Source organism: Nitrosomonas sp. Nm51, from assembly GCF_900111165.1.
Classification (GTDB): domain Bacteria; phylum Pseudomonadota; class Gammaproteobacteria; order Burkholderiales; family Nitrosomonadaceae; genus Nitrosomonas.
In genome coordinates this window covers 1-21,277 of record NZ_FOGH01000044.1, presented here as the reverse complement: position 1 = coordinate 21,277, position 21,277 = coordinate 1, and the positions used below count along the sequence as shown (strand labels likewise).

The following is a 21,277-nucleotide window of genomic DNA, read 5'->3' as shown; positions in this document are numbered from 1 at the left end:
CATTTCACCCATTGGGTGACTCCTGTCTTTAGTCCGAAAACCTTGACACTACTACGTTTGAGCTAATTTTTGTAGATCTAACTGAGGAAAATAGGTTTAACAATATGCCTCTAAACTATTTTCAGTTTAATTGGATTGTGCCACAAGCAAGCACTCGGGAGACGGGAAGGTAATTCAGCTTCCCATGCTCGCCGGTTAAAACGGTAGCAAAACGCATTGAGATATTCTTGCAAGTAGCCTGATGACACACCATGATATGTTCCCAGCAAGAATGTTTTAAGGTTGCCAATGGCGATATGTACTCATGGCAACCACTCACCGGCTTTGTCTGGCGGGGTCACGCGTGCGATATGATTCTGTGTTTTGCCGATTTCGGCTAAAAAAGGCAGCGCATCGCTTCGCACACATTGATCAGGTGACAGGTGCCGCTTTACAAACTGCGAGACCGTTTCCCCGTTAACGCCAGAAACCTGCTGCATGGCAATAAAACCGGCACGCTTCTCCCGGTTCTCAACGGCTACCAACACCGATGTTTTTCCTCGGCGCCCCGGCCGCGCTTTCCCCCAGTATGACGCCCTCCAATCAACGCATCGTCTATTTCAATCAATTCATGTAATCGATATATGCTATCCCGGTGTCCCATGGCAATGCGAATTTTTCGCAGCATTCTGCTGGCGGTTATCCAGGACACGTTTATTTGTTTGGATAAACGCAAAGCAGAAATACCGCCTTTATCTGATGCAACCAGGTAAATTGCCCAAAACCACTTGGTTAGTGGCAGATTGGTTGAATGAAACAAGGTGCCTGCCGTTAATGAGGTTTGTTTGTGGCATTGACTGCATTATCAATAGCCACGCGTCTTAATACTGTAACCACCATCGTGACCACAACATGGGCAGCGAAATCCTTCCGGCCAGCGTCGCTCAATCAATGCCTGCACGCAGCCTTCTTCTGTACCGTACTGTTTTTGCCAATCTATCAGAGTCATTTCCCGGTCTTTCATCGTCGTTCCTTTATCTCATTGATATCAATAAATAAGATGAGAAATACTGAAAATAATTCATAGGCATATTATTATTTGAAGGTTGCTCGACCGGAACAATATTCTCTGATATTGTAATGTCCCGGGTAAAAAATGTTCAACGATATGCGTTATCTCGCACTTGTGACAGACTACGATGGGACTTTGGCCTCAGATGACAATGTATCGGAGCAGGCGGCACATGCCCTGGCGCGCCTGAGGACCTCCGGAAGGCGGGTGGTCCTGGTCACTGGACGCCGGCTCGACGATCTGCTCGCAGTGTGCCCGTGCGCACAACTGTTCGATCTTGTCGTTGCTGAGAACGGTGCAATCGTCTACGATCCAAGCAGCCTGGAAGAGACGCGACTCGCCAATCCACCGTCCAAACAACTGATCAAAGACCTTCGCGCGCGCGGAGTAAAACCGCTTGAGATCGGCCAGGTGCTGGTAGCAACGCACGCACCGCATCGTGCAACCGTTCAGGATGCCATTTGGGAGCTCGGACTCGAGGCGCAGGTGATCGGCAATCGCGGTGCGGTGATGGTGCTCCCTGCGGGTATTAACAAGGCGGCAGGTCTGGAGTACGCACTGCGCAAACTGGGCCTTTCGCGCCATGAGGTTGTGGGCATTGGCAATGCGGAAAACGATCACTCTTTTTTGGAACGCTGTGAGTGCGCCGCAGCGGTAGCCAACGCTGCTCCCGCCATCAAGGAGATCGCCGCCTTTGTTACATCAGCCGATAACGGTAACGGCGTCATCGAGCTGGTCGATCAGCTGATTGCCGACGACCTGCGTCGACTGGAAGGCTCGCTTTCGCAGAACCTAATCTTGCTCGGCACATGTTTGGACGAAACCGCAGTGCATCTGCGACCCTACGGTCACAACATGCTTGTTGCCGGCCCCTCCGGCTGTGGCAAGTCCACATTCACCGCCGGCATCGTCGAACGGCTCATTGAAAAGGATTATCAGGTCTGTATCATTGATCCAGAAGGCGATTACGGAACGCTGCGCGACGTCGTTGCGCTTGGCAACCAGTGGCGCACTCCGAGCATCGCCGAAGTGCTGTCGATACTCGAAGACCCCAAGGTTAATGTAAGCGTCAATCTGCTTGGTATCCCGCTGGGCGATCGGCCGGATTTTTTCGCTCAGCTCATTCCGAATCTGCAGGCCATGCGCGCCCGGACCGGGCGACCACACTGGCTGATAGTGGACGAGGCACACCATATGCTGCCCAGCACCTGGGGGCACGCCGAGTCCGTATTGCCACAGCAGCTTCACGAAACCATCCTGGTCACCGTACATCCCGACCACATAGCTCCGGCTATTCTTACACCGATTGACATAATTATAGCCATCGGCCGCTCGCCGGATGAAACCCTTAAGAAGTTCGCCGACGCAACTGACCAATCGTTCACATGGTTGGAGAATCTGTCATATCAACCAGGTAATGTCGTTGTCTGGCTTCTCCAGGACGGGCAGCCATCATTCGTGATGCGCGCACAACCCGGTCGGGTGGAGCGCATCCGTCACCACCGCAAGTATGCGGAAGGCAATCTGCGCTGGCACAGTTTCTATTTCCGCGGCCCGGATAGTCAGCATAACCTGAAGGCACAGAACTTGACTGTTTTCTGTCAGATCGCCGAAGGTATCGATGAGGCGACCTGGCTGTACCACCTCCGCCGTGGCGATTACTCGCGCTGGTTCCGTCATGCGGTCAAGGATGATTATCTTGCCGACGAGGCGAAGCGCATCGAACAACGTACCGATCTTACGCCCTGGCAAACGCGGCAGATGATCCGGGAATTGATAAGCGTCCGCTACACACTGGCTGAATAATGCTATTGACGCGCCAACCGCTTGCCGGACAGTTTGCTGAAAGACCATTGCCGATGCTGCCATCATCAAAACATGATCCCACCTGAATGGGACGCTGGTGTTGTTTATAACAACCGGTGCAGATAATACAAGATTAGCTGGCAAACCAAATGTTCAATCTATCGGATACTGCCGGACACTGCCGCATTCTGTAACGCTTGCAGCGGTAAGCATTAACCTTCTCAACTCGCAAGATTAACAGCTGATGTTAGTATTGATTGAATTATCCGCGACCGAACCGGATATCCGCCGCTATATGCCGATTCACTGCTCAATGGCAATGCCATCAAAGCTTAAGATAAACCTGCAGGCTACAATATACGCAGCAACCGTCAACCAAACATTGTTCAGCCAATTTACCAAAAGCGGCACGTCATTCCAATGAATAAGGCAATGTTCCAATGCCAAGCTCAAGGCCGCCCGGTTCTTGCCAGCACAGACCACCTGCGGCTACGCTGCTTTGCTGTATCACCGCAAGCACATCATAGCCCCCTTGCGGCGAAGGCGCCGCATTCACTACAGTGCCGCAGGATTGATTCTGCGTTTCCGCACAGAATACATCATCCCCCTCGTTCACAACTTCAGCTGTCTCGATTCTTGCCAGATACATACGACGCTTAAGTTTGCCGAGATATTGTGTGCGCGCGACAATTTCCTGTCCCGGATAACAGCCTTTTTTAAAACTGACGCCACCAATCAAATCCAGATTAATCATTTGCGGCAAGAACTGCTCCTGTGTCGCCGCGGTAACTACCGGAATACCGTCGTGTATTTCCCGCCAACGCCAGCAGGCTGCCCCAGCTGGGCATGCACCGGCACTTAACAAACGCCACAACGCATGTGCGCTTTTCTCCGTAGTAATGATTTCGTAACGGTCGGAAGCATGTCGCACTATACTGGTTTGCGCACTATGGACGACAGATAGTGCCCGGGCGTCATCAAAATCGCGCTTTGCCGTACCGGCAACTGTTTTCGCAAGTGTTTCGGCCTGTTTGCCTGCCACACCGATACGTACCCATTGTCTGCTGCGATCTTTGATTTCAACCTTCGATCGCAGCACAAACATGGACAGCCGCTTCTGAATTGATGCGCACAGATCTATGGGAAATTGCAATAACCAGTCGCAGTCATTTTGCATAACCATGAAATTTACCAGCACGCGCCCTTTGGGGGTGCAGTAGCTGCCATATTGCGCCCGATGTATATTGACCGCATTCACATCGCAGCTCAGCTGATTCTGCAGAAACATCTTCGCATCCACGCCCGAGATACCCAACAAACCGTAATGCGACAGATCAACCAGTATCGTGCCCGTCTGTGCGTGTTTCAATTCCGTCACCAGATTGCCGAAATGCGCAACCTGATCGTTTTCGATTACGGCATGCTGCGTTTGTAAAAAATTGCGCCAGTTTTCCTGCATTAGAATGCTGCACCAGAATGGATCAAGGATGCTGATTATACGGGCATTCAGTTTAAAGCAAAATATCATGGCCAAATGTTGCCAAGCAATTATCGGCAACATTTGTTCGTAATCCGTAATGGATGTTCTGAAACGGCAATAGGCACCTTTACCGGGCACGAAAAAACTGCATGCGCGACTATTTCACTAATAAGAACAAATATTCTGCATCACTTTACAAGTATCATTACAGAATAATCATACTATGATATGAACCGGTTTTTTAAATCTGGCTCTTTGCCCTGAAACACAATCTAGGAATAAAAATCTAGTATGACACCTGAACACGATCATCAACCCATTCTGAATCAGATTCAGCTTGATTCAATACGCAGCCTGAATTCCTCAAATGGAGATGCATTAGTCAAAAGGATTCTGCAAATCTTTGTTGAAACCTCTGCCGATCAAGTCAGACAGATAGAGCAGGCCTTGAAAAATAAAGATAACGAAAATTTGTACCATGCCGCGCATACACTCAAATCCAGCTCAGCAAACATTGGCGCAGAAAGTTTATCAATTATCGCCAAGAAGCTGGAGCTACACGGACGATCGCACGAACTTGCACATGCAGTGCAACTACAGAATGACCTTTCTCAGCAATACCAATTGGTTGTTACCGAAATAGAAAAAATGCTTGACCGGTTATGACCGCCGATTCTCTTAATATTTTGCTGGCTGACGATGATGCAACGATCAGATACCTGATGCAGATTGCATTGGAGCAGGCCGGATTTACTGTCACTGCAGCATCAAACGGCGAAGAGGCCATTCGTCTGTTTGACGCGTCGCCGCCAGATATGGTTTTACTGGATGTGGAAATGCCTGGCAAAAATGGCTACGAAGTGTGTTCTTACCTGCGAAAAAAAGCCGGCGGCGAACTTCCGGTTGTCATGGTCACCGGCATGGATGACGTGCAGTCAATTGACCATGCATTTGATCTGGGCGCTACGGACTTTATCGTCAAGCCGATCAACTGGAACTTAATTCCGTATCATCTTTTATATTTAAAGCGCGCGTATCTGAACCTGATCGATCTTAAACATGCCGATGCGCGCAGCAGGGCGATTTTTAATGCCATACCGGATGCCATGTTCATTTTGAATGCTGACGGAGTGATTGTCGAAGTGTTAAGCCATCCCTCTAAAATATCCTGCCTGACCATTAATTCAGGCAAAGCGTTGAACCAGTCTTTTCCCGGACAGATTGTAAAAAAATATCTGGATGCAAGCTTACTGGCGCGTAAACAACAAAAAATCGAGCATTTTGAGTTTCAACTCAAATTTGATAAACAGAGTACGCGGCACTATGAATGCCGTATCGTCACAATTGATGCAAACGAAACATTATGCCTGGTTCAAGACACTACCGATCATATCAATAGCGAAAACAAAATTTACCGCCTGGCCTATTTTGATGTTTTAACCGGTTTGCCTAACCGCCATTCATTTATGAAACGGCTTAAGCGGGAAATCTCACGTGCTTTGCTTACTCACAATAAATTGGCCATATTGTTCCTGGATCTTGATGGGTTCAAATGTATCAACGATGCGATGGGCCATAATACCGGCGATCGCATGCTGCAATCAGCTGCTGACCGTCTGCAACAAAGTATGCGCACTTCAGACTTCCTGGCCTTCAATCCACAAAATATTATAGACAAACCAAAAGCCGAACTCGCACGCATTGGCGGCGATGAATTCACCATTATTATCTCTAATTTAGACCGTACCGAAGATGCCCTGTCTATGGCGCATCGCATCCGTGAAACCATGCAACAGCCATTTCAAATAGACAATCGAGACGTTGTTTTGACTACCAGTGTCGGGATCGCGCTCTACCCTGATGATGGTGCAGATGCGGAAACTTTACTGAAGCACGCCGACACCGCCATGAACCACGCAAAAAATGAAGGCCGGAACAATTGCCAGTTTTACAGCAGCGCACTGACCCGTCAGGCTGAAAAAAGGTTAAATCTGGAAAACGGTATGCGCCGTGCACTCATACAAAATGAGTTCTATCTTGCTTATCAACCACAACTGGATATTGCAAGCGGGCAATTCATGTCAGCTGAGGCCCTGATCCGGTGGCAACACCCTACACAGGGATTCATTTCACCAGCTGATTTTATCCCCTTGGCGGAAGAAAACGGATTGATTATCCCTATTGGCGAATGGGTACTGCGGACAGCCTGTATCGAAGCTATGAAATGGCAGAATAAAGGAATTTATTTACGCCTTTCTGTCAATCTCTCACCGATGCAATTCAAAAATCCGGATTTAGTAAAAAGCGTGCTGAATATCCTTGCCGAAACCGGCTTTTCACCAAGCGAACTTGTTCTGGAAGTAACAGAAAGTGCACTGATGGATTATAACCAGGAAACCCTGAACACGCTGGTTGCGTTACGCAGCCACAACATTGAAATATCCCTGGATGATTTCGGCACTGGTTATTCTTCCATGAATTATTTAATGCATCTCCCGATTAACAACATCAAGGTCGACAAAATCTTTGTCGACGGCATGCTGGAAGATGAAAAAAGCCTGGCAATAATTCGATCCATTATTTCTTTATCCAAAAATCTTGGATTTACAGTGACGGCGGAAGGTATTGAATTATTAGAACAGGCAGACTTACTGAAAACCCTGGGCTGCGATTTCCTGCAAGGCTACTATTTTAGCAAACCCATCAACTCCGAGGAAATTGGCGCGATTTTCAGAAAACAGCACCATACCAAGACCGGGGTAACGCATATTTTACAAAACACATTATGAAAATCGCAGACATCGATCAGTTGGGTATAAGTGAATTGCTGCCATCACCCGGTGGTATAGCGCTTGCATTAATGACCGCGTGCCGCAAAGAAAATGTTAGCATCGGCGAAATTACCAAACTGATCCAAACTGATCCCGCCTTGTCCGGCCGCCTGATCAAGAAGGCCAACATGGCATCTCAAAGCACGCGGAAAATCACTTCCGTTCCGGAGGCCATCGCGCGCGTTGGCCTGAACGCGGTCAAGCAGCTCGCAATGGGATTCTCACTGATTGATCAATATCAGAAAGGAACCTGCAACCGGTTTGACTATCAGGAATTCTGGTCACATTCACTGCTTATGGCAATTGCTTCACAGGAGCTGGTCAAATCAACGCGGCTGTGCTCTCCTGATGAACTGTTTGCCTGCGGGCTAATGGCGCGTATTGGTTGTCTGGCACTGGCCACGGCCTATCCGGAAAGATACAGCAAGCTGCTTGAAAAGCAGTCGCCTGATTCGACATTGGCAGAACTTGAAAAGCAATATTTACAAACCAATCATCACGAATTAGCAGCTGCAATCCTGAACAATTACGGATTTCCGAAGATTTTTGTCGAATCGGTCTATTATCATGAAACACCTCAGGAATCGTGTTTTTCTGAAGGATCGCGTCCTTACCAAATCGTCCACTTACTGTACATGGCCAAATTGATAGCTGATTTCGGTGTGTGTTCAGCGTCGGAACAAAGCCAGTACACATCTGAGCTCATATTACTGGGCGGCAAAATGAGCCTTGATACAGAATCACTTGGATTCCTGATCGACCAAATCATAAAAGACTGGCAAACATGGGGAGAGTTGCTGAAAGTACCCGCAGCGGGATTGCCTTCATTTCATAAAATAATCAACAACCCGATCGCCCATTCCGAAACTACTGAAGACAAATCTGCACTTCGAATACTGATAGCCGAGGATGATCCATCCAGCCTTGTCCTGGTTGAAGAGCTTTTGTCCAATGTGCTTGGTCATACCGTATTTTCAGCAGCTAACGGCAAAACGGCGTTGTCTTTATCGCTGGAAGTGCAGCCGCATATTGTCGTTACAGATTGGCTTATGCCAGAAATGGACGGCCTGAAACTAACACAGTCCCTGCGCGCCACAGACTGGGGTCAGAATTTATATATTATTATGATGACCGGCCTCGATGATGAAGAAGAAATCATCGAGGCATTCGATGCAGGCGTAGATGACTATGTTACAAAACCGATTAACATACGTGAATTTCGGGCCAGAATGCGCGCTGCATGGCACTACCGCAAATTACAGGAGTCATGGGAACGCGACCATGAGCAACTCAAACGCTTTGCTGCTGAACTCGCCGTTACAAATCGCAAACTGGAGCATATTGCGCTCACCGATATGCTGACAGAACTGCCGAACCGACGCGCAGGAACCGAAGCACTCACTAAAGCATGGAGTGACTCCAGCAGATCGAACCAGAAAATGTACGTCACTCTGATCGACATAGATCATTTCAAAAGAATCAATGACACCTATGGCCACGCTATCGGAGACCAGGTGCTAAAAAAAGTCGCCGCAACATTTGGGGCTATCGGACGAAAAAATGACGTTTTTTTCCGTATTGGCGGGGAAGAATTTATGGCCATTCATCTGAATGATGACACCAACGCCAAATCAGCTGTTCTTTTTGCTGAAAGACTTCGTCAGCATGTGGCTGCGCTGCAGATCAATATCGACGCATTCTCTATTCAGATTTCGATCAGTATGGGTATTGCAATAAAAGAGCAGCATATGAAAAATGAAGATCAGCTGTTGAGCGCAGCAGACAAAGCACTTTATGCAGCCAAAAAAACGGGAAGAAACAAAACCTGCCTGTTTATTCATAATAAAATTGTGGATTGCAACCACTGCATATCCCAATGTGCTTAACATGCCGACCCGGCCACCTTCAAAGTCAACACTATACTGTCATTATTTCTTGATATATCGATAGATTAAATAAAATACAAGGGAAACGGGATTGCATTATCGCCAATAGTCTCTTCATTATCTGACAATGCCAAGGACTGATACAAAATTTCTAAAAAACTCAGTTTTTTTCGTATTAGCGTTGACGCTGCTGATATATCACCACACTTAATCAGTCACAACGATCATTCCTCGATCGATCTCTCAGCATGACAATTGCGTTTGCGTATCAGCCACCAAGCGCAAATAAATACTTTCGTTCATTATCAAAAAAGACACCTAACCCCCTTTTTTCAAGGCTTAATTAAGTCAACGATACATTTACCATACCTGTCAGTAAAACCTCAACAATTCAGTTTACCAATAGCGCCTCTCAGCGTAACGGAAAAAATATATGTATGGCATCAGCTAATAATAAAGCATCTGCACTGACCTATGGATTTGAAATTTCAGTGGGCTGGAAGCCGCTGAATCGATGGCGTTTGCAAGGTAACTATAGCTATCTTGAATTAAATATTTCTTCCAATGAATTATTCAAGCTATTTGATCCGTCAACTGGCGGAGCCAACAAGGTCAATCCGCAGCACCAATTATCAGTGCGTTCGAACATTGACACTTTGGATGCGAAACTGGCGTTCAAACCCCACAAGAATGCTGAGTTATTTCTCATAGGACAAAATCTGTTCAGCCAAAACCACCGGGAATTCGTAGCCCACACCATCCCTCCAATACCGGGCACTATACCACGCGGGATTTATGCGGGGGCTAGATGGCAATTCTGAATAAGAACAGCCGCATCCTGCGCGACTTCTACCGGCTAGTCAGTGTAGCGCGCATGCTTAGCGGCTTGAAACAACCGCAGTTTAAATTATCAATTCAGAAATTGTTAGTCAGCGTCATGCTGTGTTGCTTTACAAGTTATGCAATTGCCAGCCGCATGCCGGATGAAGATCAGCTCCTGAGTTTAAGCATCGAAGAATTGATGGATATCAGAGTTGTCAATGTTTCGTCAGTATCCCGGCGCACGCAGAAGCTTACCGAGACAGCCTCTGCTATTTTTGTCATCACGCAAGAGGATATACGCCGATCCGGCGTTACCAATATCCCGGATGCCCTGCGCATGGCACCCGGCGTGCAAGTTGGCCGAATCGACACAAATAAATGGGCTGTTAGCATCCGTGGCTTTAACGGGCTTTCCTCAAGCAAAGTACAGATTTTGGTTGATGGACGTAGCGATTACTCACCGCTCTTTGCCGGCGCGCTATGGTCATTACAAGATACTTTCATGGAAGATATCGAGCGCATTGAGATTATTCGCGGGCCTGCGGCATCTGTCTGGGGAACCAATGCGGTTAACGGCGTTATTAACATTATCACCAAGAAAGCCGGCGACACGCAAGGCACCCTTCTCACAGCCGGCGGCGGCAGTTTTGAACAGGGCTTTGCTGGCGCACGCTATGGCGGCAAAATCAATGAACAAACCCCTTTCCGTATCTATTCAAAAGTATCTACGAGAGACAATACCCAACTATTATCAGGCGCTGCCAATAACGACCAATGGCACACGGCCAGAGGGGGATTCCGTGTAGACCACACGCGTGGAATCGATAAATTCTCGTTGCATGGAGAAATTTTCTATAACTCCATAGGCGGCACATTCACTGGAAATTCTCAGGAATCAGAACATGTTCGCGGCAATGACCGTGAACACCAAGAAGGTGGTTATATGCGCTTTCGCTGGGACCGGGCTTTCTCTGATCAATCAGCACTCAGGATTCAGGCAGCATACGACCAAACTCGTCATCAGTTATTGCCCTATTCCAAATATGAGGTTGAAAATTTCGATGCTGACCTTCTACACAGTTTTCCATTATTTGAAAAACATAATCTAACATGGGGAGCACATTACAGATTAACCAACAACAAAGTTTTCGATACAGAAATTGTCCAATTCAATCCATCACGCAGAGACAATCATTTCTTTAGTTTGTTTGTTAGCGACGAAATAACACTGATCCCGGATCATTTGCTGTTCACTCTCGGCACCCGCCTGGACCACAACGACTTTACCGGACTGGAAATACAACCCAATACGCGCTTAGTGTGGACACCCAACAGCTATAACTCAATATGGATGGCAATTTCACGCGCGGTACGCACGCCTTCCCGTTTTGAGAATGACGTCCGCAGTCTAGTATCAGGCAATTCAGAAAGTTTGGGTGGAATTCCCATTCAGGCAATAATACTAGGCAACAGAAATTTTAATTCTGAGAAACTGCTTGCTTATGAGATAGGATATCGTTATCAGCATTCTGAACGCGCATCAATAGATATTGCCGGGTTTATCAATGATTATAGTCATGTACGCGATCTAAGCTTTGGTGCGTTATCACTAAGCTCAGGTTTGCCTCAACAATTTATTTTACCTATCTTACCTACCAATACCGCATCTGCGTTGACGTATGGATTTGAGGTATCCGCAGACTGGAAACCTCTGGATAAATGGTACCTGCAAAGCAGCTACAGCTATCTCAACATGCATGTTTCATCGAATGCACAGTTTAAGGGATCCGATCCGGCAACAGGCGATGCGGCCAAGGTTAGCCCACACAACCAATTGTCGCTTCGTTCCAATTACGATATATCTCACAAATTACAACTCAATCTTTGGCTGCGTTATACCAGCAAGATTGCATTCTACGATATTCCCGGCTATGTCGCGATGGACGCAAAACTGGTGTTCAAACCCGTCAAAAATGTTGAATTATTTCTCGTTGGTCAAAATTTACTCAGCGAAAATCATCGAGAATTTGTATCCGAAATTAACACATCCACAACAGCACTCATTCCGCGTGGCATTTATGTAGGAGCCCAGTGGCGCTTCTAGGAGAATACGCGGACATGCATTTATTCAACCGACTCATCAGAGCATTGAATACTTTTGCGAAAAGAAGTGTTGTTCATTTCTTATGCACCGTATGCATCGGATATATGTTCCCATCGTTGCAGTCTGCTGCTTTTGCAGACGAACTAGTGGAATATAAAGTAAAAGCCGCATTTATTTATAACTTCATAGCATTTACACAATGGTCCGAAGAAACCGGCCAAACGCTGAACCTATGTTTCCACGGAAAAGATCATTTCGGCAATGAAATTGATAAGTTACACAACAGGTCTGTCAACAATCATCAAATCGAGATAAGACGCACTGACAGCATTGCACAATTGCAGCATTGCCAGGCGGTATTTTTCTCCAAATCTGAACGTGAAAAACTGCCTGTTCTGTTGGATACCCTGGCGAACAAGCCTGTTCTTACGATTGCAGACCACCCTGAAGCTGCGTCCCATGGCGTTGTCATCAATATGGCAGTTTCCAATGAAAAAATTGTTTTTGAAATCAATCTGCGTACAGCGCGCAGCTCAGGCCTGAATATCAGTGCAAGGTTACTGAACCTGGCCGTTGATGTATATCAATAAGCGATGATTACATTGTTTTTAAGCATGTGAAGTATTAACCTTTTGTCAGCCATATCCTGCCTATGTTCTAATACGAAAGCGGATATGCTTTTTCTGGTATGTCAACACTGACCTTTGGACATACATGATTAATTTACCGGAGTTTTTCTAATATGAAACAACATCTCAAAAATCTTATCCAATTGATTTGCGCACTTGTTCTGATTGCACATACGCACCTCGTTATTGCTGACACTTCAAGTGATACGGAAACTGTCCTCAACTGGGCTGAAAACACTTATCCGGCGTTGTTTCCCGGTCATAAAGCCACACAAAGCATCAACCCCTGGTTATTCAGATTCTATCCGGAAACAGGCATTTATGCCGGCGTCAACATCAATGACAACAATGTCTATGTGCTCGGAGGTCCCTGGGACAGTGCCACAGTGATTGACACCCTGCCAAATCTGGTCAGCCTCGTTCAAAATTCAGGCGGAAATACCAGTATCAGCGCCTGCAATACCGCGAATGTGCCTGAAGGAATTGTTTACAGTCAGAGCGGCAATGTGGTCACTGTTTCAACCAACGGCCAGTGCATACCTGCGCCGGACATTACCGATCCGGCCAGCAGCAATCTTTGTGTCGTGCCGCAGCAAACAAATGCAAGCGGTATATCAGTACTCAGCAATAACACCGTTACATCCTCAAGTCTGAACGGCATCACAACCACAACACCCGGTTTTCCTAATCCGTTTCAATCCTTTATCGATGCAAGCGCAAATGTCAAACACTGCACCATCAATGCCGCGCCTGATACAGCCAGTCTGGTCGTAAACTCCGATATTTGCTTCGATATTACAGACTCCCTATCGGATCTTCTGTCCAGCTTACCGCTTGACGGAATCGAGGTAACACCGCCAATCACCTATGCTTCGGCGGGAACCTATTCAAGCCAGACAGTATCCGACTGCTTCGCTACGGACGCCTCGTCCATCAACGACGCCTTTACCGGCGAAGTCTGGGTCAGACAAAACGGCACATTCGTCAAGGTCGCAAACTAGTACGCTATCAATTGTTAGTTCTAAATTGCAAGCCACTATCTCGTACTGGCAATCTGTTTTACCGTAAAACTTATTGATAGTAGCATCTGTTGTAAAAGCTGCTGTTTTTAACAGCAGCTTTTTTCTATGATACGAACAAATTCGGACTCAGTCGCCCAGTCATGATTTAAGTGCCGACAGCTGTATTCCGTCAAGCGTCAAGTTTTCTAATAAGCGGCAAAGACACCGATTAATCCGGCAATTAAATTCCTGTTTTTTCGTTATGCTTGTCGACAATCATTTGACGCGTACAATCTGTGCATTAAATCCAGCAGTTTGCTTCAAATCCGTATGTTCTTCATATAGTACGGTTTATACTGATAACTGCATTTGTCTACAGTCATATGAAACAGGAGAACCTTATTTTGGGAAAATTAGTTTTTTTCTTAATGATCGCTGTTCTGGTTTACTGGCTTATCAAAGCCCGCTCATCAGAAGATACAGAAAATCCGGAAGATAGCAACAGCGAAGAAAACACAGCACCGAAATCACTCGAGGAAATGGTGCGATGCGCGCATTGCGGCGTACACCTCCCCAGAAGTGAGAGCATCACCAGTCAGGGAGAGTTTTATTGCAGCAATGATCACCGTTTGGAACATCAGGATTCCTCATCATAACCGTCGTGATCATCGATATTTATTCCCCCTCTCTGCTTGAGCCTGGAAACGGACAGAAAAATCCGCTGCAAGCCTATTCGGGCTCGTTCTGGCATTCACTCTATTTATTCAACATCTCGCGCATTATCATAACCAGCGGGTTAGTCATACTCGCTTGGTCGTTTCAGTATTCCACGCTGGGATCACACGATGTCGCGCTGTTTTTTTATACCGCGTTGCTCTATCTGCTATTAAGCTGTCTGTTCACGCTGCTGATCAGATTACGCAAGCCCGGCTTTTACTGGCAATTGATCCAGCAGGTCTGCGCCGATGTGATTTTCATTTGTATTCTGAGTTATGCCAGCGGCGGACTGGAAGGAGGACTAGGTATTTTACTCATGATATCGCTGGCTGGCGGCGGTCTCATCAGCAAGGGAAGACTGGCGTTATTTTTTGCGGCAATCGCCACGATCGGGATTTTGTTGCAGGAAATCTATGCGTTTCTTTACATCGGTTCATACACTGCTCAATTCACCCATGCCGCATTGCTCAGCATGGGTTATTTTGCGGTTGCATGGCTGGCTCACCGGCTGGCCTCCCGCGCGATTGCCAGCGAAAAGCTCGCCTATGAACGCGGTATCGACCTGGCAAATATAGCGCAGATAAACCAACTGATTATTCAGGACTTACAGGAAGGTATTCTGGTTGTCGACAAAAATGGAAACATTCGTCAGAGCAATTCTTACGCTGAAAAATTGATCGATTTGGATTGCCCGCCAAACTATTTCAAACCATGCAATCTTGCCGACTATGTCCCGGAGCTCGCATCAAGATTAGTCAGTTGGCGCTATAATGCAAACATAGCCTTTGATCTGCTGCGCCTGCCCAGAAACAACAGCCTGATCAGGACCCGTTTCGTATCGATCCGGAATAATCCGCATGCAAGCGTCATTATTTATCTGGAGGATACAAGCCGCATCCAGTCACAGATCCAACAGTTGAAACTGGCCGCTTTGGGCCGGCTCACAGCCAATATCGCCCACGAAATCCGCAATCCCCTCTCGTCTATCAGCCATGCAGCAGAATTGCTTGAAGAAGACGAATACTATGCCGGTAAAAGCAACGCCAGCGGAAATAGCAGCAATCGCCGCCTGCTGCGTATTATTCACGACAACTCGCAGCGTTTGAACAGAATCGTACAAGACATTCTGCAGCTGAATCGCCGCGATACTGTCAAATCAGAACAGATTGATGCCGCAGAATTTATCCGGCACTTTGTGGATGATTTCTGTCTGACAGAAAAAATCGACAGCGCGGTATTTCAGTTCAAAACTGCAGGTCGCGGATCTGTTTGCCAAATCAGTGTTGACCGGAATCACTTTCATCAGATTCTTTGGAATCTGTGCCGCAATGCCTGGCGGCACTGCCGACAGCAAAGAGGCAGTATTACAATCGAGCTTGACCGCAACAATCATACCAACGGCATCTATCTAAATATCAGGGATGACGGTCCCGGTGTTCCTGCGCACCAGGTCAAGCAATTGTTTGAACCTTTTTTCACCACTGCATCCAACGGCACCGGTCTCGGCCTTTATATTGCGCGCGAACTGTGCGAAGCCAATAACGCATCGCTTGAGTATGTCGAACATGACGATAGCGGTTTCTTCAGAATGATCTGCAGGGACGTCAACCGCCATGTCTAACAGAAATGAACCCGGCCTGGCAGCGTCGGGCTACCAGTCAGCGCCGCATGTTCTGGTTGTTGATGATGAGCCTGATATTATCGAGCTGCTTGAATTGACGCTGGCACGTATGGGCATGAATGTCGTCAGCGCAATGAATACCCGGGACGCCAGAGCACGGCTGCAATCACGCCCGTTTCAGTTGTGCCTGACCGACATGCAGTTGCCGGACGGCAGCGGCCTGGATCTGGTGCAATATATTTCGCAGCACTGCGCTGGTCTGCCCGTGGCAGTAATCACAGCATACGGCACTACCGAAAACGCCGTTGCAGCGCTAAAAGCAGGCGCTTTTGATTATCTGACCAAACCGGTTTCATTAAAACAGTTGCGCACCCTGGTCAAATCGGCGCTTCATCTGCCTCCGATCCGTACCGAAGCAGTGCCCGAAAAAAATACCGGCAACCGGCGTGTTCTGTTAGGCGAATCACGCCCGATGCGCGAACTGCGCACAACCATTGAAAAGCTGTCGCGAAGCCAGGCTGCCGTTTATATCAGCGGCGAGTCCGGCAGTGGCAAGGAACTGGCCGCCAGAATGATCCACGAGCGCAGTGCGCGCCGCGACGAGGCATTTGTTCCCGTCAATTGCGGCGCCATTCCGGAAAACCTGATGGAAAGCGAGTTTTTTGGTTATAAAAAAGGCGCATTCACCGGTGCCGACAAAGATCATGACGGATTTTTTCTAGCCGCCAACGGCGGTACGCTGTTTCTTGATGAAGTGGCTGATTTACCGCTGGCCATGCAGGTGAAACTGCTTCGAGTGATCCAGGAAAAGCAGGTTCGCAGGTTGGGCGATGTTCAGGAAAAAAATATTGATGTACGCATTATCAGCGCCACACATAAGAAACTGAGTGAATGTGTGGAAAACGAACAATTCCGCCAGGATTTGTACTACCGGTTGAATGTCATTGAACTGGATATGCCGGCGTTACGCGAGATGCGCGAAGACATTCCGCTCATCGCGCGCAACATTCTTGAAAAAATCTGCCCGGAAACAAAAAGACCACTCTGCCATCTTGATCAAGATGCGCTTGTCATTCTCACCGAGTATGATTTCCCAGGAAATGTGCGCGAACTGGAAAATATTCTGGAGCGCACACTGGCGCTCTGCTCAGTTGAAAAAATCGGCAAAAATGAACTGCAACTCAAACCGAGAGAAATTCAAAAAACCTCCGACAGCCTATCATCCGTTTCGGCCGATGAGGAACTGCCGCTGCAGGATTATCTGGATCGTCTGGAAAAAGAATCCATTGTCAAAGCATTGCAACAAACCCGATATAACAGAACTGCTGCGGCAAAACTGCTGGGCATTACAGTCAGATCCATGCGTTACCGCATGGACCGTCTGGGACTCGACCTTAAAAAAATCAGGTAAATGATAATCGTTAACACCGCCTGGTTCAGCTTTTGTCGGTCAATCAAGTTGAATAACTAACTGCAGTGTAATAAATTACCACATTTAAATCGATAATTTATCGTTACACGCTTAGCCGTCTTGCTACCTGCGCGCTCCACGGCTGATGACAATACCCTGCTCAATACGACCGCCGTCAACGCCGCTGAACTGCTGCGCGCTTATATTGAATTTAGCGCCCGGATACATTGGGTGGAAACCTCACGGCGCAGGCAGGCAGAATGACGTTCGGCATCGGCGTCCGGCGGCTAATCGCCCGTCGTCCGCCTTCCCGAAACGCCGGAACAACTGCATCAAAACCGTAAATTATGGGGAATTTTCACGGCTGCCAATATTTCAACACCCGGACGCGGTGAACTGTTCGTTTTCTGTTTGCATGAACGGGATTCGTTCAACCGTCCAACACAAAATCGTCATTTCTTCACACCGGGTTTTCGACTATTCAAAACACCGGCAGCCTCTCATTTAGATTACGAACTCGAGTCCGCCGTTCAAACGGGACAGTCCCGTACATCGCTGACCGACAACAGATCACTGGATCGGTCAGGCAGTTTTGTCGGCAATCAATGCGATGGCAACTGCTACCCCGAAATCTGGATATTGAACTGGGTTATACACATTTCTTTTCCGGCGAATTTATCAAGTACGCACCGAATGCAGGCCATCGTGGCGATATCAAATACTTCTATACACGGGCCACCATCAGCTTTTAAAGTGGTCTTTTAGTTTTCTTTCTTCGATGCTTGGGCTTGACGGCTAATGGCTTAATATCGTATTGCGGCTGTCGCTCTGACCATACGATTAAAGCGGCACCGGCCAGAATCATCGGAATCGACAGCCATTGCCCCATGCTGACACCAAATGTCAGCAGTCCCATAAAACCTTCCGTCGGTTCGCGGAAAAATTCCGCAATAGAACGCACTACGCCGTAACCGATCATGAACATACCGGTCACGGCGCCCATCGGGCGTGACTTGGATGAATAAATCCAGACCAGCAGAAACAGCACGATACCTTCCAGAAAAAACTGATACAGTTGCGACGGATGACGCGGCAAGTCGTCAACGTAAGGAAAGATCATACCCCAGGACACATCGGTCGGACGCCCCCAGAGCTCGCCATTGATAAAATTACCGATACGCCCCGCCCCCAGTCCCAACGGCACCAGCGGCACGCCAAAATCGGTAATATTCAACCAGTGCACGCCATGCTTGCGCGCCAGAATGATCATTGCCACAATGACGCCGAGAAAGCCGCCGTGGAACGACATACCGCCTTCCCAGATGGCAAGAATGCTCAGCGGATTGTCCAGATAGTAGCCGAACTGATAAAACAGAACATGCCCCAGCCGTCCACCGATAATCACGCCGAGCATACCGTAAAACAAAATATCGTCGAGCAGTTCGTTGGTAATGACCGTCTTCGGACCGTATTTGATGCGATAGCGCCCCAGCAGGAAAAACAGTAAGAAACCGGTCAAATACATCAATCCATACCAGTGAATGGACAGCGGCCCCAGTGAAATGGCCACTGGATCAATCTGAGGGTGAACAAGCATGGGTTATCGCCTTATATTAAGGTAAAATACGCGTATTATAACAAGGGCGTTCATCACAATATAGAATGCCTTTTCAATCACATTTTTTGAACACAGACGCGTTACAATTTCCATATTTCAGGAGTCAGTATGCCAGACAACAAACGCAGCCAGGCCATCACACAAGGTACCCAGCATGCGCCCAGCCGTGCCATGTTACGCGCGGTCGGTTTTACCGATAATGATTTCAGCAAGCCCATCGTCGGTGTCGCTAATGGCTACTCCACCATTACACCGTGCAACAAGGGTCTGAACGATCTTTCGCTCAAAGCTGAACAGGCACTGCGCCAGGCTGGTGCGATGCCGCAGATGTTCGGCACCATCACCGTATCGGACGGCATTTCCATGGGTACCGAGGGCATGAAGTATTCACTGGTTTCCAGAGAAGTCATCGCCGACTCGATCGAAACCTGCGTTCAGGCCGAAAGCATGGACGGCGTCATCGCCATCGGCGGCTGCGACAAGAATATGCCGGGCGCAATGATTGCCATTGCACGCATGAACGTACCTGCAATTTTCGTCTACGGCGGCACCATCAAGCCGGGAAAATATAAAGGCCAGGATCTGACCATTGTCAGCGTGTTTGAAGCGGTCGGCCAGCATAGCGCACAAAAAATCGATGATGACGAGCTGCTGCAGATCGAACGGCATGCCTGTCCCGGCGCTGGTTCCTGCGGCGGTATGTTTACCGCTAACTCAATGTCGTCCGCGTTTGAAGCGATGGGCATGAGCCTGCCCTATTCTTCCACGATGTCAGCTGAAGATGAAGATAAACTGATCAGTTCAGGGCAGTCTGCCGAAGCGCTTGTCAATGCCATCAAACAGCAAATACTGCCGCGCGACATCATTACACGCAAATCGATTGAAAACGCGATTGCGGTCATCATGGCTGTCGGCGGATCCACCAATGCCGTCCTGCACCTACTGGCGATTGCGCATGAAGCAAAAGTCGTCTTGGCCATCGACGATTTTGAAGCCATTCGCGCACGTGTTCCGGTCATTTGCGATCTGAAACCATCCGGTCGCTACGTCACCGCCGATCTGCACGAAGCCGGCGGTATTCCGCAGGTTATGAAAATGCTGCTCGTTAACGGCCTGCTGCATGGCGACTGCATTACCATCACTGGCCGGACAATAGCGGAAGTACTGAAGGAGATTCCAGATACGCCACGCGTCGATCAGGATGTGATCCGCCCATGGAATAACCCAATGTATGCACAGGGTCATCTGGCGATCCTGAAAGGCAACCTGTCGACCGAAGGCGCGGTCGCCAAGATATCCGGGATCAAAAGCCCGAAAATTACCGGTCCGGCGCGTGTGTTCGAATCCGAAGAAACCTGCATGCGCGCCATTCTAGATCGAAAAATCAATCCCGGCGACGTTGTCGTGATCCGCTATGAAGGCCCCAAAGGCGGTCCTGGCATGCGCGAAATGCTCTCGCCAACATCTGCCCTCATCGGTGAAGGACTCGGCGACTCCGTCGGCCTGATTACCGATGGCCGCTTTTCGGGCGGCACCTACGGCATGGTCGTTGGCCATGTCGCACCGGAAGCTTATGTCGGCGGTACTATCGCACTGGTCGAAGAAGGCGACTCAATTACCATCGACGCCGAGCAGCGTCTGCTGCAACTAAACGTATCTGATCAAGAACTCGCCAAACGCCGCGCGGCTTGGCAGCCACCCGAGCCGCGTTACACCCAGGGTGTGCTGTCCAAATACGCCAAGCTGGTATCGACGGCGAGTCAGGGAGCGATTACGGATTAAAGTTATATATGTCTATGAACTATTCCCAGCATTTCTCATCTTATTTATTAATATCAATGAGATAAAGGAACGACAATGAAAGGCCGGGAAATGGCGCCGATAGATTGACAAAAACAGTACGGTACAGAAGAAGGCTGCGTGCAGGCATTAATAGAGCGACGCTGGCCGGAAGGTTTTCGCTGCCCATGTTGTGGTCACGATGGTGGTTACATTATTAAGACGCGTGGCTATTGGGAATGTAGTCAATGCCACAAACAAACCTCATTAACGGCAGGCACCTTGTTTCATTCAACCAATCTGCCACTAACCAAGTGGTTTTGGGCAATTTACCTGGTTGCATCAGATAAAGGCGGTATTTCTGCTTTGCGTTTATCCAAACAAATAAACCTAAATTCCTCAGTTAGCTGGAATCAAATGCCAACGTAGCGGGAAATGAATCAAGAAATTGTGATTTCTGGGGTTTGCTGGCAATAATTTTACTGATGATATAACGCACCAAGGCTGGCCAGCGACCTGCT

The 21,277-nt window shown here is 48.1% G+C and carries 16 protein-coding genes and 2 pseudogenes; 15 read left to right on the top strand and 3 right to left on the bottom strand.

Features of this window, described 5'->3' with window-relative positions:
• Window positions 1-110: 110 nt before the first annotated feature.
• Window positions 111-1,003, bottom strand: a pseudogene (locus BMY60_RS12120) (IS1595 family transposase).
• 132 nt (window positions 1,004-1,135) lie between these two features.
• Between BMY60_RS12120 and BMY60_RS12115 the strand changes: the two are divergent.
• On the top strand, window positions 1,136-2,857 hold the full coding sequence (locus tag BMY60_RS12115) for an HAD family hydrolase (protein ID WP_218141694.1): 1,722 nt from the start codon (window positions 1,136-1,138) through the stop codon (window positions 2,855-2,857).
• Window positions 2,858-3,269: 412 nt separating this feature from the next.
• Here the strand turns inward: BMY60_RS12115 and BMY60_RS12105 are convergent, their stop codons facing one another.
• Window positions 3,270-4,475 (bottom strand): CAF17-like 4Fe-4S cluster assembly/insertion protein YgfZ, encoded by a 1,206-nt coding sequence (locus BMY60_RS12105; protein WP_256250820.1) that lies wholly within the window; start codon window positions 4,473-4,475, stop codon window positions 3,270-3,272.
• Between the two features lie 153 nt (window positions 4,476-4,628).
• On the opposite strand from BMY60_RS12105, the gene BMY60_RS12100 reads away from it, so the two are divergent.
• From BMY60_RS12100 to BMY60_RS16345, 12 genes are all read left to right on the top strand, one after another.
• The gene (locus tag BMY60_RS12100; RefSeq protein WP_090333935.1) at window positions 4,629-5,003 is read left to right on the top strand and encodes an Hpt domain-containing protein; all 375 of its coding nucleotides are present in this window, start codon (window positions 4,629-4,631) and stop codon (window positions 5,001-5,003) included.
• Window positions 5,000-7,126: an EAL domain-containing protein gene (locus BMY60_RS12095; RefSeq protein WP_090333933.1), complete on the top strand. Its 2,127-nt coding sequence runs from the start codon at window positions 5,000-5,002 to the stop codon at window positions 7,124-7,126. The genes BMY60_RS12100 and BMY60_RS12095 overlap by 4 nt, the downstream gene beginning before the upstream one ends.
• Entirely contained in the window at window positions 7,123-9,054 is a 1,932-nt protein-coding gene (locus tag BMY60_RS12090) for an HDOD domain-containing protein (RefSeq protein ID WP_177166665.1), read from the top strand. The genes BMY60_RS12095 and BMY60_RS12090 overlap by 4 nt, the downstream gene beginning before the upstream one ends.
• A 437-nt stretch (window positions 9,055-9,491) precedes the next feature.
• Window positions 9,492-9,875, top strand: coding sequence for a TonB-dependent receptor (locus BMY60_RS12085; RefSeq protein WP_090333932.1), 384 nt, complete (start codon window positions 9,492-9,494; stop codon window positions 9,873-9,875).
• Window positions 9,863-11,980 carry a TonB-dependent receptor plug domain-containing protein gene (locus BMY60_RS12080; protein ID WP_256250819.1) on the top strand — a complete coding sequence of 706 codons (2,118 nt, stop codon included), beginning with the start codon at window positions 9,863-9,865 and terminating at the stop codon, window positions 11,978-11,980. The genes BMY60_RS12085 and BMY60_RS12080 overlap by 13 nt, the downstream gene beginning before the upstream one ends.
• A gap of 104 nt (window positions 11,981-12,084) precedes the next feature.
• Window positions 12,085-12,570, top strand: a complete 486-nt coding sequence (locus BMY60_RS12075) for a YfiR family protein (RefSeq protein ID WP_256250818.1) — start codon at window positions 12,085-12,087, stop codon at window positions 12,568-12,570.
• Window positions 12,571-12,722: 152 nt separating this feature from the next.
• Window positions 12,723-13,610 carry a hypothetical protein gene (locus BMY60_RS12070; RefSeq protein WP_090333929.1) on the top strand — a complete coding sequence of 296 codons (888 nt, stop codon included), beginning with the start codon at window positions 12,723-12,725 and terminating at the stop codon, window positions 13,608-13,610.
• 404 nt (window positions 13,611-14,014) lie between these two features.
• The gene (locus BMY60_RS12065; RefSeq protein ID WP_090333938.1) at window positions 14,015-14,266 is read left to right on the top strand and encodes a PP0621 family protein; all 252 of its coding nucleotides are present in this window, start codon (window positions 14,015-14,017) and stop codon (window positions 14,264-14,266) included.
• Window positions 14,267-14,271: 5 nt separating this feature from the next.
• A complete protein-coding gene (locus BMY60_RS12060; RefSeq protein ID WP_090333928.1) occupies window positions 14,272-15,948 on the top strand; it encodes a two-component system sensor histidine kinase NtrB in 1,677 nt (558 codons plus the stop codon).
• Window positions 15,941-17,359, top strand: a complete 1,419-nt coding sequence (locus BMY60_RS12055) for a sigma-54-dependent transcriptional regulator (protein WP_090333926.1) — start codon at window positions 15,941-15,943, stop codon at window positions 17,357-17,359. Before BMY60_RS12060 ends, BMY60_RS12055 begins: the two co-directional genes overlap by 8 nt.
• Before the next feature lie 120 nt (window positions 17,360-17,479).
• Window positions 17,480-17,623 carry a hypothetical protein gene (locus BMY60_RS16050; RefSeq protein ID WP_218141693.1) on the top strand — a complete coding sequence of 48 codons (144 nt, stop codon included), beginning with the start codon at window positions 17,480-17,482 and terminating at the stop codon, window positions 17,621-17,623.
• 341 nt (window positions 17,624-17,964) lie between these two features.
• A complete protein-coding gene (locus BMY60_RS16345) occupies window positions 17,965-18,111 on the top strand; it encodes an alginate export family protein (RefSeq protein WP_256250817.1) in 147 nt (48 codons plus the stop codon).
• Here BMY60_RS16345 and lgt read toward each other — a convergent pair.
• Window positions 18,108-18,956: a prolipoprotein diacylglyceryl transferase gene (gene lgt, locus BMY60_RS12050; protein WP_090333925.1), complete on the bottom strand. Its 849-nt coding sequence runs from the start codon at window positions 18,954-18,956 to the stop codon at window positions 18,108-18,110. The two genes, BMY60_RS16345 and lgt, sit on opposite strands and share 4 nt — an antisense overlap.
• Window positions 18,957-19,085: 129 nt before the next feature.
• Here lgt and ilvD point away from each other — a divergent pair, with 129 nt between their 5' ends.
• Both ilvD and BMY60_RS12040 read left to right on the top strand, forming a co-directional pair.
• Window positions 19,086-20,759: a dihydroxy-acid dehydratase gene (ilvD, locus tag BMY60_RS12045; RefSeq protein WP_090333923.1), complete on the top strand. Its 1,674-nt coding sequence runs from the start codon at window positions 19,086-19,088 to the stop codon at window positions 20,757-20,759.
• A 75-nt stretch (window positions 20,760-20,834) separates the two neighbouring features.
• Window positions 20,835-21,152: pseudogene (locus BMY60_RS12040) on the top strand (transposase); the annotation flags it as partial.
• Window positions 21,153-21,277 lie beyond the last annotated feature (125 nt).